This is a genomic window from Microcoleus sp. FACHB-1515, from assembly GCF_014696105.1.
GTDB lineage: Bacteria > Cyanobacteriota > Cyanobacteriia > Elainellales > Elainellaceae > JAAUTJ01.
In genome coordinates this window covers 69022-87684 of record NZ_JACJPO010000077.1, presented here as the reverse complement: position 1 = coordinate 87684, position 18663 = coordinate 69022, and the positions used below count along the sequence as shown (strand labels likewise).

General features: G+C 52.0%; 15 protein-coding genes. 7 read left to right on the top strand and 8 right to left on the bottom strand.

Features of this window, described 5'->3' with window-relative positions; genetic code table 11:
* Positions 1–284 precede the first annotated feature (284 nt).
* The 6 genes from H6F67_RS25855 to H6F67_RS25830 form a co-directional block, all read right to left on the bottom strand.
* Positions 285–845: a hypothetical protein gene (locus H6F67_RS25855; RefSeq protein WP_190769531.1), complete on the bottom strand. Its 561-nt coding sequence runs from the start codon at positions 843–845 to the stop codon at positions 285–287.
* A gap of 129 nt (positions 846–974) precedes the next feature.
* Complete coding sequence (locus H6F67_RS25850) at positions 975–1928, bottom strand: DUF6753 family protein (protein ID WP_190769530.1); 954 nt, start codon at positions 1926–1928, stop codon at positions 975–977.
* Positions 1925–2713, bottom strand: a complete 789-nt coding sequence (locus H6F67_RS25845; RefSeq protein WP_190769529.1) for a mobilization protein — start codon at positions 2711–2713, stop codon at positions 1925–1927. Before H6F67_RS25845 ends, H6F67_RS25850 begins: the two co-directional genes overlap by 4 nt.
* Positions 2714–2727: 14 nt before the next feature.
* Positions 2728–3153, bottom strand: coding sequence for a hypothetical protein (locus H6F67_RS25840; protein WP_190769528.1), 426 nt, complete (start codon positions 3151–3153; stop codon positions 2728–2730).
* 2 nt (positions 3154–3155) lie between these two features.
* Positions 3156–4355, bottom strand: a complete 1200-nt coding sequence (locus H6F67_RS25835; RefSeq protein WP_190769527.1) for a ParM/StbA family protein — start codon at positions 4353–4355, stop codon at positions 3156–3158.
* A 436-nt stretch (positions 4356–4791) separates the two neighbouring features.
* A complete protein-coding gene (locus H6F67_RS25830; protein WP_190769526.1) occupies positions 4792–5685 on the bottom strand; it encodes a relaxase/mobilization nuclease domain-containing protein in 894 nt (297 codons plus the stop codon).
* Between the two features lie 163 nt (positions 5686–5848).
* On the opposite strand from H6F67_RS25830, the gene H6F67_RS25825 reads away from it, so the two are divergent.
* The 6 genes from H6F67_RS25825 to H6F67_RS25800 all read left to right on the top strand — a co-directional run bounded on the left by H6F67_RS25825 (position 5849) and on the right by H6F67_RS25800 (position 12073).
* A complete protein-coding gene (locus H6F67_RS25825) occupies positions 5849–6280 on the top strand; it encodes a hypothetical protein (protein WP_190769525.1) in 432 nt (143 codons plus the stop codon).
* 66 nt (positions 6281–6346) lie between these two features.
* Positions 6347–6712, top strand: a complete 366-nt coding sequence (locus tag H6F67_RS25820) for a hypothetical protein (RefSeq protein ID WP_206753944.1) — start codon at positions 6347–6349, stop codon at positions 6710–6712.
* 322 nt (positions 6713–7034) lie between these two features.
* The gene (locus H6F67_RS25815; protein ID WP_190769523.1) at positions 7035–10241 is read left to right on the top strand and encodes an ATP-binding protein; all 3207 of its coding nucleotides are present in this window, start codon (positions 7035–7037) and stop codon (positions 10239–10241) included.
* Between the two features lie 51 nt (positions 10242–10292).
* On the top strand, positions 10293–10721 hold the full coding sequence (locus tag H6F67_RS25810; RefSeq protein ID WP_190769522.1) for a hypothetical protein: 429 nt from the start codon (positions 10293–10295) through the stop codon (positions 10719–10721).
* Between the two features lie 2 nt (positions 10722–10723).
* Entirely contained in the window at positions 10724–11272 is a 549-nt protein-coding gene (locus H6F67_RS25805) for an O-acetyl-ADP-ribose deacetylase (protein WP_313927095.1), read from the top strand.
* Positions 11273–11293: 21 nt separating this feature from the next.
* The gene (locus tag H6F67_RS25800; protein ID WP_190769521.1) at positions 11294–12073 is read left to right on the top strand and encodes a DUF4058 family protein; all 780 of its coding nucleotides are present in this window, start codon (positions 11294–11296) and stop codon (positions 12071–12073) included.
* Positions 12074–12192: 119 nt separating this feature from the next.
* Here the strand turns inward: H6F67_RS25800 and H6F67_RS25795 are convergent, their stop codons facing one another.
* Both H6F67_RS25795 and H6F67_RS25790 read right to left on the bottom strand, forming a co-directional pair.
* Entirely contained in the window at positions 12193–14130 is a 1938-nt protein-coding gene (locus tag H6F67_RS25795; RefSeq protein WP_242020802.1) for a S8 family peptidase, read from the bottom strand.
* Positions 14131–14638: 508 nt separating this feature from the next.
* On the bottom strand, positions 14639–15688 hold the full coding sequence (locus H6F67_RS25790; RefSeq protein ID WP_190769519.1) for an AAA family ATPase: 1050 nt from the start codon (positions 15686–15688) through the stop codon (positions 14639–14641).
* A gap of 123 nt (positions 15689–15811) precedes the next feature.
* Between H6F67_RS25790 and H6F67_RS25785 the strand changes: the two genes are divergently transcribed.
* Positions 15812–18661, top strand: coding sequence for a DUF1156 domain-containing protein (locus H6F67_RS25785; RefSeq protein ID WP_190769518.1), 2850 nt, complete (start codon positions 15812–15814; stop codon positions 18659–18661).
* The last annotated feature ends 2 nt before the right edge of the window (positions 18662–18663 follow it).

Sequence of the window (18663 nt, the reverse complement as noted above, 5' to 3'; positions counted from 1 at the left end):
ATGGACGATGCCGATTCGAGACTGGAAGCCTGCACTCAATCGATTTGCGATCGAGTTTGAAGGCAGGTTTCCCCTCTAACTTTTACCCTTGACACAAAAAGATTGACATATCCAAATAGTGTTCAAAAGGATCGCTTGAAATTGGCGTAGAGATCATAGAACAATGATGAAGTATAGCTGCGCTACTATTGTAGTACGTTCTTTAGTTGGTGGCAAAACGCAGCAGTAGCAAACAACCTTTACTACTTTGCAAACGGCTTTCGTCCATTCGCTATCACACAGTATTATCCTAAGTTATCAACACTCTGCACCCATGATTGAACTTCATAGTCTTGCTTCTTGGGACTATAAGTAAGGACGACATTAGTGGGATAATCATTTCCGATCTGCTCAAAGATTCTAATAATTTCATCGATTTCGAGGAAGTAGAGGACTTGATAGCGTTCTCTGTCTGAACTTACAAACACTCCACCTAACTTATGTTCATCGTTAAAAAACTCTACAAAGACGTAACTGTGTACGAATTGGTGACAGAAGAAAAGCAGATTTTTGGTAACAGCTTGTGGAGAATCGAGATTGTATAACTTATCTATATCAAGCCAGTTCATCCTAGTAACTAGCTGACCTCTCCAGGTGTAGGCACTGGCTTCAATATTTTGATTTACCATTGAATCTGATAGCTTCTTGGCTTCAATAAGTTTACGAATCGTGTAGAAACCAAGCATTACTGCCTGTTCTAACTGTCCGGAAGATATTTCAGTCCATCGCTTCTGTACAGTCTTAGAACGAAGAAACTTTGCCCTCTTTAAAAGATCATCTTTCCAAAATCTTGATTCGTAAATCATCTTAAGCTTGCGAGTTCGTCTTCCACATCATAACTAACAAGCGAAGCAGGCCAACAAAAGAATTAAGGCTTTAATTCAAAACTCGAGTATCTTGTTGTCCGACATTCAAGTAGAGGTACATCTTGCACCCTAACCATCAAATTTCCGCTCGTTAGGTGGACGCACCCACAGCGGACAAAATCCGCTAGTTGCTGGTTTTCCATTCACCTCGAATGTCACCTTGAGCTGTGCGGCCTGCTGCTCACAGGCAAGTCGCCCCGATGGACTACGAGTCAATCCGCGCTGATTCCACTGCATAATCTGCTGAGCCAAGCGTCCTTGATTGCTGTTTGCCCACTTCAGAGCGTCCACATCGGCCTGGGTGAGCTGATGCGTTCCAGGCGTGTATTTGACCAGATTTTGCTGCCAGCGCATCAGGCTGTAGGTCACGCCGCTCCCTAACGCGATCGACAGCAGCAACAGCAAAATTCCGCCCGTCACCGAGGCCGCATTGAACGATCGCATCACCTGCTCGATCGCCGTGCGTCGCACCAAGTTGTTGACTGCGACTGAAATTTCTTTTTCCTGCACTTTGACGGCGGCTTTGGCGATCCGATCGCACTGATCGATGCGCTCTTGATACTGATCGTGCAGCCGCTCCTCCCAAGCGTCGAAGAGGGCTTCCAGTTCCTTGGGGCGATCTTCTAGAAGCGCCTCTAGCCGTCCGGTTGCGACCATCAGCAAAAAGGCAGGCTCTTCAGGATCGACTCCGGTTTGCACGACAATTTCCCAGACCTTTTCCTTGAAGGTGGCATCGCGATCGCGCATCACCATATCGAGCAGTGTGGGATAGGCGACTGTCTGCCGCTGGCGATAGCGGGCGATCGTGCGTCGTCGCTGCTGCACGACATCTTCCACACTGGCATCCACACTCGATCGGGCCTGGGCAAGTGACATTGCTTCGGCCTCATTAGCCTCCTCAAAGTCGGTCTCTGGCTGCGCTTCTTCCCATTCTTCGGTTAGCCCTGGTTCAACGTTATCTTGTTGAAACTGCTGTGATCGCAGCGGCGATCGATCGGATTTGTGTCTACGTCGCTGCGTCATGATTCCCCTGTTACATCAGATTTTGGTTTCGGTTTGGCCGCTTGTTTGTTCCACATGCCGCTGCTGTCGATCGAGTCGTGGGCAGAGCGCAGAAACTTGAACACGCGCTGCATCCCCAGGATGCCGAAGCGTGACTCAGCTAGCGCCTGCGAAAATGAAATGCGGTGTTCGTCAAAATAATCGCGTTCGCGGTAGCTGAGCTTGGGCAAATCAACGATCGGAATTTTGTGTTTGCTCAGGGCGGCTTGCAGGACGGCGTGTTCCTCCAGATGGCTCCAGTCATCTTGCAGCCCCCAGTTTCGCACTAGAATATGGGGCAGTTTGCCGCCGTAGTGGTCGATCGAGGCCAGAAACAACCGCACACTGTCATAGCCTCCGGTGCAAACAAACCACTTGCACAAGCGCACCTGATGCTGATCTTCGAGTTCGAGTAGATTGTTGCGATCGATCCACTCGTTCACCAGCGTGAACACCTGCGCGGGCAAATTCACGATTACGGGCTGCTTGAGCGCCAAGTCAAACAGCAAGTCCGCTTCGTCCGCTTTGCGCTCTGCTTCGCTAAATACAATGCGTGTGTAGTCGTAGCGGCGAGATAACGCACCGTTCTCCGACTTCGCCTCGGATATGACTTTCGAGAAGGTTTCGCCCACATCCGGGTTAGAGGCGTCGGCCTCGACGAGATGATAGTCAAGCTGGCGATCGATGCAGTACTCCACCAGAACGCGAGCAAACAGCGATTTGCCTGCGCCGCCTTTTTCACTATCGACAAGATGAATCGTTGCCATTGCTGCTCCTTAAACTAAAGCTGATCGAGTAGCGACTGATAGTTCGGCTTGGGTTCAGACCGAATTTCATGCGTGGCTGAGGAAGTTGGCGCACCGCCATTGGCGATCGCTCCGCCCATTTCGTTCGCCGTCATCACCGTTAAATCGAACTGTGCCGAGAGGTAGAACACCTGCTGCTGCAAAGCCGCACAGCAGCGTCGCGCCATCTGCTGCACCTCGATCGCGGAATAGCGATCGCTTTGCTGCATCGCGATCGCCAGCCAATACGCTCTGATCGCCTGCAACAGCAATGCTTTCCCCGTACTGACGCCATCCCCTTGCTGCATCAACTCCAGCAAACAGCCGTCGAGCGATCGCCGCTGGACACGAAAGCGCGCACTGAAGTCAATTCGACTAGAATCGTCTGCTGGTGCTGGGGCGAAATCTTCAGGTGCATCCATTGCTAGTTCTCCTTGCCCAGCGCGATCGCGCTACGAGCGCTGAAGTCTTGAAACAGTCCAAAGCCATCGATCAGCCGAAACGCCAAGCGATCGAGTTCGGCTGCTGAACCGACCTGCTGCTGCACCGATTGCTGCACTTCCATTCCCCATTCGGTCGGCGTGGCGGGGAAATGAGCTTCAATCTCCGATCGAAATGCCAAGGCTGCGCCGCCGCCCACGATCACTTCATCTACGGGTTGCCGCAATACGCTGTGTAGCCATTCGCATAGCTGCCGGATGTGTGCTGTTCGTGCGGCGGCGATCGCACTGGTAAGCTGCTGCGCTTCGAGCTTGGCGTTGGTCGGGTCGTAGCTTTTCAGTAGCGATCGAATCGTGGCGGAAGCAGGCTGTGGCTGAGCGCCTGCTGCGGCTAAGGCTGGTGTGAGCTGCGTTGTGTTCTGGCCTGCGGTTGCCGACATCACCCGCTGCACAAACTGGCTAAACCCTAACGGTGTCGTTTCGCCCTGCGTGTAAACGCCCCGTTCAAACACCAACAAGCTCGTATTGCGGTGGCCGCACATCAAAATCGCGATTCGCTGCTGCTGTATCCAGTCCAGCCCCTGCTGCTGTGCCCGCAATAGCAAGAGTCCTGACCCTTCGGTGCGGCACTCAAATCGATCGAGCTTGACCTGATACTGGACGCCGCGAAACTGAAATCGTCGGAGGGCAGCTTCAAGCTGCTGCTGCAAGCGATCGCGGTTAGCAATTTCGTTGGGCGGCAGCAAGCTGGTGATCGCAACGGCAAACTTTGCGGGCAATCGTTCTTGCTGAGCGATCGCACCAACGACGGCCAGCAGCTTATACAGAGCCAATTCGTACTTCAAGCGATCGAGACGCGGCAGCGCCTGAAACTGACGTGCCAGAAAGCCGACCAGTTGCACGACTGACTCGCTGCCCTCCGGTTGCGGCAGTTCGACCCAAGCATCGTCTGTGGGCTGTACCGTTGTGCTGCTGTTGGCCTGCTTGAGCGTGGCGATCGCGCTGCGGGGCAGTTCGATCACTTCCGGCTCCATCACCAGCAGTTGTGGAACAGTATGACGCCCCACTACTTGATACAGCACCTTCGTCAAGGATGCTCCTGGATCGAAGCCAATTAAAACCAGCGGTAAGGGCGATCGACTGCTGCGACTTCCGATCGATCGCGAGGATGACAAACCCGCCATCGACAACCTCCAAACTCAACTTCAGCCTTGAGGTTAAACGGGTCGCTTCCTGCTGCTATGGCGCGCTCGTGACGCTCAAGTGACGATCGCCCAAGCCGAAGAGTCAAGCGATCGCAGCTTCTCAGTGATAATGTGCTGCCATCTCACCGCCAAAGTAGCGCCAGTCCAACCCACTCCGGCCACCACTCCAGCGCCATTTTCTTTCCGTCAATCCTCTGCTGTTTCTAGGCTGATGTCGATAATAGTGCGTTGTTGACAGGTAAACCGCCCAGATTTCGCCAGTCCCTCACCACCCGATCGCCCGTTCAGCGCCACCAAGCGATCGATCGCGATCGCCACCGCAACCGCAGTTTGTGAGCGCCCCAGATGCCAACAGCAACGAAAGCAAGATGTGTCAAACGTCGATCGTACCCCTTGAGATTTTGCTGATTTCGCCCTAGCGCTCAAGCTGTCGATCGAGCGGCTTTTCGATCGCCTGTTGCTGTTGCTGCAACCAATAACGACATTGGCTCGCGCTCCACTGCGAAACTTGATGCAGGGCAGCAGCTTGATTGGGATGGTGGGATTGGACTAAGCCGTTGCGCTGCATTCCAACGAAGCTATACTGCCGCCCAAGCTGCCGCCCTGTAAAATGCTGTCCCTCCAGACCGTAGCTGATACCTACAACATCGCCTGCAACCTGCTTCAACTGCACTTCAACGTCATTGGCCTTGAGCCGCACTAGGAGCAGGGCGATCGACGGCTGATCTTGAGTCGCGGCCTGAAGCTGCTGCCAAAGCTTTTCCTTGGGCAAAACTTCGCCCGTCCGCTGCTTGTAGCGGTATTCGCCCGTTGTCAGGTTGTGGCGATCGCGCTCTGGCCGCTGGCTGCTAGCAACCAAGCCAAATTCTTGCTCTAGCTGTGGCTCTAGCTTTCGCAGCCGCAGCCGAATGAAGCTGTCGGAAACGTGCTTTCCTGCCCAATCGGCGGTTGACACGCCAATATGCCAGTGCTGTACCTGCGCTTTATGCACCTGATCAAAATGCTCAACGGATAGAAACGGACAGTTCCCATACCCCATTTCGTGCAGCAGTCGATCGGTGATCGCGCCGCGCATCTGCGGCGTGACTTGCTCCCCAGGCGTGAGCGAGATGGAAAAATGCCCCATCGTCTTTTTCACCCGTCGATTCAGTTCATGCACCGATCGCAACTGCGCGGCCATTTCGGTGGCTCGATCGCTCTCCAGGTTTGTCTGTACCTGCATCGCCTGTCCTGATGGCTGTTTAGCCGGATCAAGCAGGTAGGTTACTAGCCCCAATGGATCACTGCCATTCGTAAATTTGATTCGCATTAAACCAATCCCTCATTCAAAAACGCCGTCAAGCTAGCGGATGCCAGTGACGTTTTTGTGTCAGCGCTGCTATCGCAGCCGTTGCAGCGTCGATCGCAATTTGAAAATTCTTCTTATGACCACATCGAAGCGCCCTATCCTACTTGCTAAACCTCAGCGCCCTGTGTCAACAAGAGTGGCGACGATTCGGCAAAATCGCCGCTGGCGTGTAGCTTCTGCTTCTCAGCCTGATGTGCTTGCTGCTCAACCCCGACGGCGCAAGTCGATCGCCATCGCGCCAAAGCCCAAGCCGCAACCCACTCCTCAAACAATTGAACACCGCTGGACACGAGAGCGCATTGCCCAGTTCTATAGTCAAATCAGCCAGCTTCAGGTGCATCTTGAGCGGGAACACGGCCAAATCTTTAGTCGAGAGCAAATTGCCAATGCCGCGATCGTTTGGCTTGAGGAGTGCCTGGAGCAGCTTGTTCGCGAAACGGCTTGGCACTGTATGACGGGGAATCCTGACTTCAGCTTCAACCGCCACAGCTTTGAGCGATCGCTGGCTCGATGCAATCCACGACAGCGAGGACGCCAGCCAAATTCGCCGCGCTAAACCCAGAGGCGATCACGATTCGCCGCAGCGATCGCCTCTGGATGCGATAAAAATAATTGGCGGAAAATGACAAGGAAGACCGCAACGCAAATGATCGATCAAACCTATTGTTGGCGAGGATTAGGCAACTGGGATTCGCATTGCCGCCTTCGTATCTTTCGCCCGCATCCCGAATCGATAGTGGTTGTCGTTGGCGATCCAGGTGGCGACAGCGGCACGTCAATTACCAACGGTGCAGGTGAGTTAGCGACTTGCATCATCAATCAGTTCCGCCTTGCCCCGGAATTACTGATCTGGATCGAGCATATTCCGTCTTCTTCTGTGGAATTTAGCCGAGTTGAATTTGACTGGTTCAATGGTGTAGCTAGTCATCCGCGCTGGTCGTACCTGACACGACTCGAAGCTGAGGCGATCGCCGGAGTGCCGCTATAAAGTCTCCAGCCGCAAGCAGCAGTTTACAACATTGGAATCTGTCCTTTATCGCTGCTTCTTTGTCCCGTAAAGGCTCAAACAATCTCTGTAGAATCGCCAGATCTTGAGAAGTTACCGTTGTCAAAATAGTGGGTATTCTGTCTGCACCCTATTCACCTGATTGAATTGTGGGTTCTGGGCGGTGAATTTTGGGCGATCGCCTATCCAGCCTGATGAATTGTCAGATGCAACCGCCCTGGCTACAGTCAGACAAGATTGGTCATCAGCGCAAATTGGAAGTGTGAGCAGTTGAATCGAGATGTTTTAGGAGCCTGAGTCACCCGTGTTGTCGTCTGTTTTCGATACCTGCATTCCCAGAGACGAAATTCTCGCGGGCGATCTCTCGCTCGATCGCTTTGCCGCCAAGCTCCGCCTCGTGGTCGAAGGCAACGCGCCGCAGGTTTACCAGTCGCCCGATGTTTTCTTTGCCAGCACCTACCCGACCGAGGGATTGAAGACGTTGATTGCCGAGGTCTTTGGCCGACTCGCAGGCGTGGCGATCGGTTCACCAATCATTCGACTGGAAACTAGCTTTGGCGGTGGTAAGACGCATGATGAAATCGCCCTCTGGCATATTGCCAAGCAGGGTCGATACATTGGAGGACTCGATCGCTTTGTTGACCTCAACCTGATTCCCGCCCAGAGCGTGCAGGTGGCGGCGATCGCCTGCCAAGATCTCAGTCCTGCCGACGGCGTTTATCATCCTGAAACAGGCATTACGACTTACACGCTTTGGGGTGAGATCGCCTATCAAATTGGCGGAATCGACGGCTACCGCTTGCTGCGCGGTTCGGATGAGCAAAAAATCAGCCCCGGCACGGCTGTTCTCGAACGCCTGATTCGCGACCAGCCCACGCTGATTGTCCTAGATGAGATCGCCCGTTATCTACGAGCCGCTAAAGCAACCAAAGTTGCGAATAGCGATCTCGCCGCTCAAGTTGTGGCCTTTTTGTTCTCGCTGATGGATTTGGCTGCTGCCTGCAACAACCTGGTTTTTGTCTATACCTTAGCCTCCTCAAAGGACAGCTTTGGCGAAGAAACAACAGAAATTCGTGAGGCGATTCAGGCTTCGGCAAGGCAAGAGCGCGTTCTCAGCCCCAGTACCGACGTTGAAATCTACAACATCGTCAAACAGCGCCTCTTTAACAGCGTTGATGCCAAAGCTGCTGAATCCGCTAGTCGTGAGTATCTCAATACCTATCGAGCTAGCCGCATCGCCCTTCCCGATGGTTGCAAAGACGTCAGCTACGCGCAGACGATTCAATCGAGCTATCCTTTCCACCCAGAACTGTTCAATCTGCTCACCAAGAAAGTTGCCTCCATTCAGAATTTCCAGCGCACACGCGGAGCTTTGCGCCTGTTTTCCCTGGTGGCTCGTCATCTCTGGCAAAATCCCTCAATCTGGTTGCCGCTGATTCACCCACACCATCTGCCGATCGGCGTGAATGAAGAAGTGACAAGCGATCTCACGTCTCGACTAGAGCGTCCTTTGATGCGCCTGCCGCTCCAAGCCGACCTCTACAACCCCAATGGTCGAGAGGCGCACGCGCAAGTGCAAGATCAGGAATGGACGGCAGCAGGAAAGCCGCCCTTCTCAACTTGGGTGGGACGCACGATCTTCTTGCACTCGCTGACGCAGGGCATTTCTTCCGGCATTCGTCGCCCCGAACTGAATCTGTCACTGCTCACGCCTGGACTGGAAATCGGCTTTGTCGATCGCGCCGTCGAGCGCCTAGAAGCGGTGGCCTGGTATCTCGACAACGACCCGATTACCCAGATCGCCCGCTTCAAAGAAGAACCTTCGATCAACAAAATCATCGCTGAGGAAAAAGAGCAAATTGGCCGAGGGGAAGCCAAAGATGATTTGCGATCGCGCCGCGACACAATCTTCGCCGACAAGTTTTTCAAACTGATCTCTTCCCCTGAAGGAGCCGGAGAAGTTGATGATGTGGCTGACTCGATCGCCCTGTGCCTGATTGACTTTAACGAAGCCACTGTCGCCACCTCAACTGATTCTGCGCCTCCGGTCGTCGAGCAAATCTTTCACAACACGGGCGAATCGGGCAAGTTTCGCACCTTCAGAAATCGCCTGCTGTTTCTCGTCGCAAATCGACAGGAGCTAGAGCGAGCAATTAACAACGCTCGCGAATATCGAGCAATTGGGAATATCTTGCGATCGCCCAATCGCCTGCAAGACTTGTCGGAAAGTCAGCAAAAGCAGCTTAAGCAGAAAGAAGGCGAACTCGATCTGGCCGTGCGAATTTCGCTCACGAATGCCTATCGGCACTTGTTCTATCCAGCCAACGACTCGATCAAAGCGCCCAAAGGCATCATGCACTACACGCTTCCGGCGCAAGATGTTGGCGATGTGAAGGGCAAAAACAACCAGCAGGACGTGATTCTCAAAGCCCTCAAAGACTGCCAGAAAATTCGATCGGAAGATGCCACACATTATGCACCCGCCTATGTGCTGCAAAAAGTGTGGCTCGCAGGGCTAGACCACTGGACAACCAAAGCGCTGCTCGAAGCATTCGCCAAAGATTTGAGCTTGAACATTCTGTTGCCAGGGGAAATGTCGAAGCTGCGCGACACAATTCGATCGGGTTTGCAGAGCGGCCAGTGGGATCTTAAGATTGGTGATCGCGTCTTCATCTGCAACGAGAACGGTCAGATTGCGCTGCCTGACACGATCGAATTCTCCGATCGCATGATTCTCTACCGTCGCGGCATCCTGCAACCGCCCCAGCCGCGATCGATCGAACTGAGTGCCCAGCCAATGCCTTCTAGTGAAGAGAAAAAGCCCGTGCGCCTGCGCTGGCGAGCGTCAGGAGCGATTGCGATCGCACTCTACCAAGACGACATCGAGATCCCTGGAGAGTTTCAGCCCTCAGATGCGTATGAAACCGCGATCGATCGCACGACGAGCTTCAAGCTAGTGGCTGACTACGGCAACGGTGAGACGGCGACGCAATCCACCTCGGTTGCGATCGCCTCAGTAAGCGGGCGAGTTCAAGACGGTGGCGCGGATTTTGTGACGCTGCCGCTGCGACCCGAAGTGATCGAAACTGACGGGACGCCCAACAGCGTGTTCACTGACCTGAGCGATCGCTGTGCAGACTACAAAGTGCAGGGCATCAAGGCGTTGGAGATGGCGGTTGGGCAGGCGATCGACTATCGCAGGCTGACGACAACATTCCCCCTTCTAACGTCTCGTTTTTCCCTCCAAATTGACCAAACCGCTACGATTCAAGTCGAGGGCCAGTTTGTGCGCTTGGTCTACCAAGGGTCAGCTAAGGGCTTTCAAAGCTATCTCACGCCCACGAACGCGCTGCTGAGCAATCCTGATGCCAAGGCGGACGTGCTGCTGAAGCTATCGATCGAGTTTGCGGCTCTGGTGCAGCCCGATGGACAGGAAGTGAAAACGATCGCGCAGGCGTTGGGGCGCAATCCGGTCGATCGAATGCACTTGACAGCGCGAGTAACATATTAAGTCTGGAGGGCTGTTGCCCACTAGCTGTCCGTTGTGTTGCTCCCTTGTCCTATGCAGGAATTTCAGCTTCGCGTCGTCCCTACTGACAACAACAACTTTGCCCTAGAGCTATATCAGTGCGCCTATAAGAAGGCGGGTGAGAAGAAGCGATCGCCAGCCAAGCGGATCGGGCGACTCAAGGGGCAGGCATTGGTGCAGGCACGGCAGGCGATCTATGACTGCCTGAAGGCGAACGGCTATGACCCCAAGACGCTCAGCCAGTCGCGGCAGTCTCCCTATGTCTTGAATGAAGAATCGGGCGTGAATTTGGCGCTGCTGTTTCAGACGTTGCAGCCGCTCTCGAAGCCGGAGCGCATTGCGAATATTGCGGCGGGGGTGCGATCGATGAGCAACGAGGAATCGCACTACTGGTTTGCCAAGGTGTCGAACGGAAAGCGAAGCCAAGCTTTGAGAGCCATTCGAGTATTGCTGGGAGATTAGCCGTGACGACAGGAACACCGAAATCAATAGCAGATTGGAAGCGAATTGCAATCGTTCAAGGCGATATTACTCGCCAGGATGTCGATGCGATCGTCAATGCTGCCAACGAGTCTTTGCTTGGAGGGGGTGGTGTCGATGGTGCAATTCATCGAGCTGCTGGGCCACAACTGCTAGAGGAATGCCGAAAGTTGGGTGGTGCTCAGACCGGACAGGCAAAAATCACGCAGGGCTATCACCTGCTGGCAAGGTGGGTGATTCATACGGTTGGTCCAGTTTGGCGTGGCGGGCAGTTTCATGAAGAGGAACTGCTGGCAAAGTGCTACCGCAGCAGCCTTGCGCTTGCTGTGCAGCACTCGGTTCGCACGATCGCCTTTCCTGCCATCAGTACGGGAGTTTATGCTTTTCCGCTCGACCGCGCCACTCACATTGCGATCACAGAGGTCAAAGATTTTCTTGCCCAAAATGCTTCGATCGAGCAGGTTCGGTTTGTGTGCTTTAGTGCGGCAGCGTACCGATGCTACCTGGACACTCTGAGTCAGACAAACAAATAAGATCGCTGCTAAGGTTGGACTATGCGATCGCCCTTCCCCGGAATGAACCCGTACTTGGAGAACCCTGAGCTATGGTCAGAAGTTCATAGCCGCTTGATTGTGGCGATCGCAGACGACCTGACAGACCATCTGAGCGAGAAGTACCGAGTTGCGATCGAGAAGCGGATTTATCTCAGCGGTGCAGACGACAGCGTGTTGGTCGGAATTCCTGATGTTTCTATTGTCTCCAAGCAGCCTCAGAATCAGCCTGTCGCGACAGCAACGCTTACTCAGTCAGCCGAGCCTATTACCGTGACTGTGCCGCTTACGGAGGAAGTGCAGGAGCGGTATCTCGAAATTCGGGAAGTGGCGACGGGAGCAGTCGTGACGGCGATCGAAATTCTTTCGCCTAAGAACAAGCGAGCGGGTGAGGGCAGGCAGGCGTATGAGCGCAAGCGAAATCAGGTTCTAGCGAGCTTGACGCATCTGGTTGAGATTGATCTGCTGCGAGGCGGGCAACCGCTGCCGATTTTAGGAGGTGTGAAATCGGACTATCGAATTTTAGTGAGCCGCAGCGATCGCCGTCCTTTGGCTCAGCTTTATGCTTTGAGTGTTCAGCAGGAAATTCCTAGTTTTTTCATACCAATAGGGATAGGTGAGGAAGAGCCTTTGCTAAATCTGCAAAATATTATTGGAAAAGTTTATGAGCGAGGACGATATCATTTAGCGATCGACTACACTCAACCTGCTCACCCGTCGCTCGCTCAGGAAGATGCAGATTGGGCAGATACTCTGTTGAAGGAGCACAAGCTCAGAAACTAAACTGCCTCAGCAGGAAAGACTGAAACCGCCTGGTAAACTTGTTTCGGCTGTCTGTAAGAAGACGAATAAATAAATCACGCACTGAAAGGACTTCAGCACTGTTAGGAAAATAGATTACGCTAAACTCTAAGACGTGGCAAGATCTGGGTTCGTAGGCGATTGTAAAGCTGTACCTCTGGGTCAGAGTGGCTAACAGCCACTACCAAGGCATATCTTTGAGAAGGAATTTCCTCTACCTTCACCCATTTGCGGTTACAACTTACAACCAGATATAGCGAACCTGCATCATATTTTGTTGCTAAATTTGAAATTTCAACAACTCCGCGTTGCAGCGTTCCTTTTTTACGACAGGTTGTACCCGGTGAAAGATCGACAATGCAGCCAGACGTAAATTGTTGCCTCAGTTTTTCTTTGGAAAGCTCAGAGTAATCTCCATCGTCTCCCAATTTCTGAGCTTTCTTAGCATCAACGTAGGTACTGACTACGCTATCTCGGTCAACTCCCTTAAACAGATCGAATTCCATCGTAATGCCTAGATAAGAATCTCCACGAGTAGGACGAGTGGGGGGATCGAATGCTAAGGCAATTGAAAGAAATCGCTTCCCTTTCTTTTGTAAAAACTCTGGAGGCAACGCAGGAATCTCAAAGAGGTCGAAACTGCCTACTCGAATGTCGAGATGGTCTTCCAGCAAAACGACGTAATTATCGGCAGAGTACATAGCCCGTTGACTATTGGCTTGCCCATAACCATAGATCGCAAGTCGATTTTTGAGTTGTTCTGATTTTTGCTTGTCAGATTGTTTGGAGCCAGTTTGAAACTCTAGCGGGATTTCCTGGGGCAGCGAGGCTGAGGTCGCTAGCAAGGCTCGAATCAAATTTGGTGATGCAGTTGGATACTTGTTGTAAAGTTGAGCGGCGAGATTAGCAACACGAGGGGCAGCAAAACTGGTGCCGCTGGCTACTTTGAACAGAGAAGATGTGTAGTTTTGGGAGAAGGTGACGATCGAAACGGCGGCATCACTGTCACCCGCAACACGATCACCGTCTAGCACAAAATCTCCACCAAAATCTACTAGGTCGGGCTTGATCATGTCATCGACTCCAAAGCCCGTGCGAGTAAAGGGGGAAGGATAGCCCAATACTTTAGCGACAGCATTACGGCGGGCATCAGTCGCGTAAGTCATGCTATTGCGACCAAGCGATAAAGCGCCGACTGTTAAAGCGATCGCTGAGGTGGCGGGGTCAATAATTCGTGCAGCAGGGTCTAGTAAATAATTGGGGTAGTCTGTGCGAAGCAACTCCCGTTCGCCCGCATAGGGAAAGGAATTGCCTGCTGCAACTACAAACAGGATATTATGCTGCTGGTAGCGGTATGCCAACTCATCAATTTTGGCAGCAATGCGAGTCTGTTTGTTGCCCTTCTGGTAAATCTGTTCGGCATTGCCCAGCGATAAGTTAATGACTTTGCAATTGGAATATTCCTTGATGAAGTAGGAAATTGCTTGCTCTAGCTGGTTTTCCAGCAGCAGGTCTTCATCAAACTGGTTTTTCTCATTCAGAACACGGGCAGAAAAAATCCAGGCAGTGGGATCAAAGGACTTCTTCTGAATGCAAGCTTCAATGTCACCATAAGCCGCAATGCCTGCTACGCCTGTGCCGTGATCTGCTTGATCATCTGGTTCTGTTTTGAGAAACTCACGTTTGGTATCTGGAAAAACTTCCGCCTCTCCAATTACAGATGACAGTAAGGGATGACCTCTCTGTACGCCGGAATCAATCACGAGAATTCCGCAGGTCGTAGTGCTGGGAGAGACAACTTTAGGAATGTCAGAAAGTGGCGGGTTGTAGTCAGTTCGTAGCTCAAACGCCACTTTGGGACGGCGATCGATTTCTTTGACAATCACCTCGGTTAGCAAATCGTTGAGGAGTTCTTGATCGACTTTAATTCGGGCAATGCAAAGATAATCTCCAATGTAAAAGTCTGTCAGGTCAAAGGGAGCAGATGGAGTGGCGCGATCGCGCAAGCCTTGCCGTACCTGATCGATGTATTTTTGCATCTCTTGGCGATCGCCCGTATGCCAAAACTCCAGATCGAGTGCTGCAATTTCCCCGGCTTGTAGTGGCTCCAATTCTAATAATCGTCCCAAGCGATCAGCAGGTTCCAGCGGAGCAAGCCACTCTACTGCATCCAGATAGCCATTCTTGAAGCCCGATTTGATGCCAGCATAAGTTTCCCAGCGAGTACGAAATTCTGCCAGTCCTTCATCTGAAGAAAATACGACGATCGCTTTGTTGGCAGCTGGTTCACGTCCCAGCAAAGTCAGTCCTGACTTCGGTAAATCTTCTTCAAGATCTTCAAACTCGTTTGCCAGCTTGATCTTGAAGATTAGCTTCGGATCAAGGCGAAAGGAGCTTTTACGCTCTTTGACAGTTTGCGTAAGAGACGAAATTTGAGCGAGGATCTGAGTGCCGTGAGTGTCACGGTTGTCACGGTACTTTTTGTCACCACCGCCACCACCCGCACGGCGCGGTAGCTGAATGTTGATTCGAGGCAGTTTTAGATGCTCAAACTCGCTCGCCATGTTCAGTATCTGTAGAGAAGTCTGTTGAGTCCGATATTATACGTTCTCTCCGCAAGTAGCGCCCAATTGCCGCTTCCAAATCAGTGACAGTTAATACGTTGTCGCCCCGCAGAATCACCATTTTAATTGCATCAGCACAAATGCGCTCCACATCTGCACCTGTGGCATTTTCAATTCGAGCAGCAAACGAGGTTAAGTCGATGCCAGGATAGCGAATTGCTGACAAATATCGCTTCAGCAGGGTGATTCGTAAATCTAGCGTAGGCGGCTCAAACAAAATCACCTCGTCGAAGCGTCGCCATACGGCACTATCTAGCAAGGATTCATGGTTGGTGGCAGCAATGAAGAGGCTTTGGCTCGTGGTGGTGTCAATCAGTTGCAGAAGGCTATTGACCAGTCGTTTGACTTCGCCATGCTCATTGGGCGTATTACGATCGCGGGCAATAGCATCAAACTCATCGAACAGAACGACCCATTCGTCACGCTCAACGTAGGTAAATATCTTTTGAAGATTGGTTGCGGTTTCACCCAAAAAGGATGAAAAGACAGCCGTTAGGTTAACGTAGACAAGCGGCAATCCCAGTACGCTAGATAGAACTCTGGCAGTCTGTGTTTTACCGCACCCAGGTAGCCCACAGAATAGAAGTTTGTTTTTGGGTTTTAAGCCGTAGGCAGTCAGAACGTCCTGCTTGCGATTCTCTAGCACAACCTCATTCAGGGTGTCGAAAATAGTGTCGCTGAGAATGATGTGATCCCAGGTTAGGTCGAACCGCTTCACATCGAGTAACGGCAGACCTGTTTCTTTGTCCTTGGGCGGTTCAGGAAACTGATGCCATGGAGCAGGGTTAGAGGCAAGAGGTCTAGAAGAGTGCCCATTGCTGTCGTGAAGAACCGTTTCTAAGTCTTTAGCAAGGAGAAGATGATTTTTGCCGCGCTCTTCTTCAATTAATTCTTTTGCAGCAGAATAGAAGGCTTCTCTCTCATTGCGAGAAAAGCTCTGAAAGAGTTTTTTTAATATCTCTCCTCTTGCCATCTGCTAAAGTTGCTGCTTACTCCCTCATTTTAGTACAAACGAACTAGGCTGTAGCCAGTTAGTCACAAACCCTTTAGGGTAACACTAAGGTAGCGTTCGCCCTCTTCTCTGTTCTTAATCTACATGACCGACCCTACGCCTAAGCGCAAATCCGTGTTCATTGAGAAAATCATGCCTGTGACGCTGCTCAATCGGCAGGTGTATTACGAGCATGGCGGGAATCCGTTTAAGGGGCTGCATCGGTGGTATTCGCGCAAGCCGCTGTCGTTTAGTCGCGCTTCCGTGCTGGGATCGCTGCTGCCTGCGGATGTGTCGATCGAAGAATTTGAGTATCTGCTGGGACTCGATCGGCGCGTGTCGGGACAGCAAGACCAAACGACGAAGCTCTACAAAACGCCGCCTACTTCCGATCGCATCCAGAAAGTCCAAGAACTGTGTGAGCAGATGTGGGGGACGCGCACTCCGACCATTTTGGATGCGTTTGCGGGTGGCGGCAGCATTCCGTTTGAGGCGGCGCGATATGGGCTGAATGTGCTGGCTTCGGATCTCAATCCGGTCGCCGTTGTGACGATGAAGGCGGCGATCGAATATCCGCTCAAGTTTGGGGCAGACCTTCAGGTGGAGATCGATCGCTGGGTGAAATGGGTCGGTGAAGAAGCCGAAAAACGTCTCGCTCCATTTTTTCCCTCGCTGCCCGGAGAGAAGGTTCAAAATTATCTTTGGGCGCATACGGTGAAATGCCCAAACTGTGAATCGATCGTGCCTCTGAGTCCGAATTGGTGGTTGTATAAACGACCGGAGAAACAGAATCTAAATAAATGGTGTGCAGTTAGACCAATTCCGAATCCGGTTGAGAAGCGGGTGGATTTTGAGTTGGTGAAAGGGAAGAAGGGGAAGGGGGATTCGATCGTTCTTGAGTCAGGTGAAGAATACGACCCATCAACGACAACAACATTAAGCCGAGCAGTCGGTAAATGTCCAAATTGTGAAAGCGTAATAGAAGATAATGTAATTCGTTCTCAAGGAAGTTTAGAGGGTTTAGGACATCAGCTTTATGCTGTTGCTTACCGTAAAGGAAGAGGCATATTGGAATTCAGAGTTCCAATAGCAGAGGATTTAGCAGGTGTTACATTTACTGAAACAGCTATTCATCAGAAGAATCAATACTGGCAATCGTTGGAATTAGTGCCGAATGTCGAGATTCCTTATAGTCACATGGCACATGAAAGAAATGCTACTGCTGAACTGGGATTAACGCACTGGCATAAGTTCTTTAATTTTCGCCAACTTCTGACACTAATAACCTATGTTGAGATTCTTGATGATGTGAAGCAGAAATTACAGCAGGAGTACGAACCAGAAAGAGCAGAAGCAATCGCAACTTACTTAGCTTTGGTATGCGATCGCTGTGTTGATCACAACTCTCGGCTTTCAGGTTGGCACTCCAGCCGTGCTTCTGTCGATCGGGCTTCCAAAACTCATGCTCTTAATTTGACGTGGAACTATCCTGAAGTAGCAGGAACGGGAGAACTATGGCACTGGTGCGCCGATGCTTTTGCTTCAGAATACATCGACCTATGTAATTTGATTGGAGCAAAGTCAAATGTTCCTGAACTTGAGATTCATGGTCATAAATATATTCAAATTAATTTAGCGTCAGCCGATAATTTAATTCATATTGCTAGTGATTCGATCGATGCAATAATTACCGATCCACCCTACTACGGAACGATTCAATATGCTGAAATGTCTGATTTCTTCTATGTTTGGCAAAAGCGCACATTAGGCGACATCTTCCCCGATCTGTTCGCCTCAGAACTCACCGACAAAGACCGCGAAGCCGTTGCCAATCCTTCGCGCTTTCGCAACATGGGAGCCTCGCCCGAAGAACTTGCCAATCAGGACTACGAAGCAAAAATGGCGCTCGCTTTTGCCGAATATTATCGAGTTTTGCGCGATGATGGCGTGATGACCGTGCAGTTTAATCACAAAGACTCCGGCGCGTGGGACGTGCTAGCCAAATCGCTGATCGATGCCGGATTTGAAATCACCGCATCCTGGGCAGTCAGTACCGAAAATCCGCAGAACTTGCATCAGGCGCAAAAAAATTCCGTTTCCAGCACCGTCCTTTTGGTGTGCCGCAAGCGCGATCGACTGGCCGGACAAGCCTGGTGGGACGATCTGCGCCCCGCCGTCGCCAACTTGGTCGAACAACGCGCCCCCGAATTTGAAGCCAACGACATCACGGGCATCGACCTCTACCTGAGCGCCTTTGGCCCCGCCCTCAATGTCTTCTCGCGCAACCACCCGATCCTCGACTCGTCCGGCAACGAAGTCCGCCCCGAAGAAGCCTTTGCCGAAGCAAGACGGGCGATCGCCAACTACCGCTTCTACAAACTCGCTCAAACCGACACAGCCGGATTCGACCCGCTCACCACCTGGTATATGCTCGCCTGGGATGCCTTCCGCGCCCGCGAATTTCCCTTCGACGATGCCCGCCAGCTTGCCCTCGCAGTCGGAGGATTCAGCGTCGCAGATCTGGCAAAAACCTACAAGCTGCTCGACTCCACCAGCGGCACGTGCAAATTCCTCACGCCCCAACAGCGCCACAAAAAACGCGCCTTCTCCCTCACCGACACCGAATTTTCCGCCCGCCACCTGATCGATGCCCTCCACGCCATCATCACCCTGTACCTCGAAGAGCAATCGATCGACCCCGTGCGCCGCTTCCTCAAATCAACAGGTCTATTGAGCAACGATTTGTTCATGCGATCGTGGGAAGTCGCCCTCAAAGTCATCCCCAGAATCGGTGACGAACGAAAGCGCATCCCTGAAGAAAAAGCCCTCGCCGACCTGTGGCTGGCAATGGACGAAATCAAAGCCAAAGTTGCCTACGTCCAGCCAAATCTAGAATTGGAATATGGACAGCAAAGCTTAAACTTTGATGCTGCCAATGAGCAGGAGGAATCCTAACC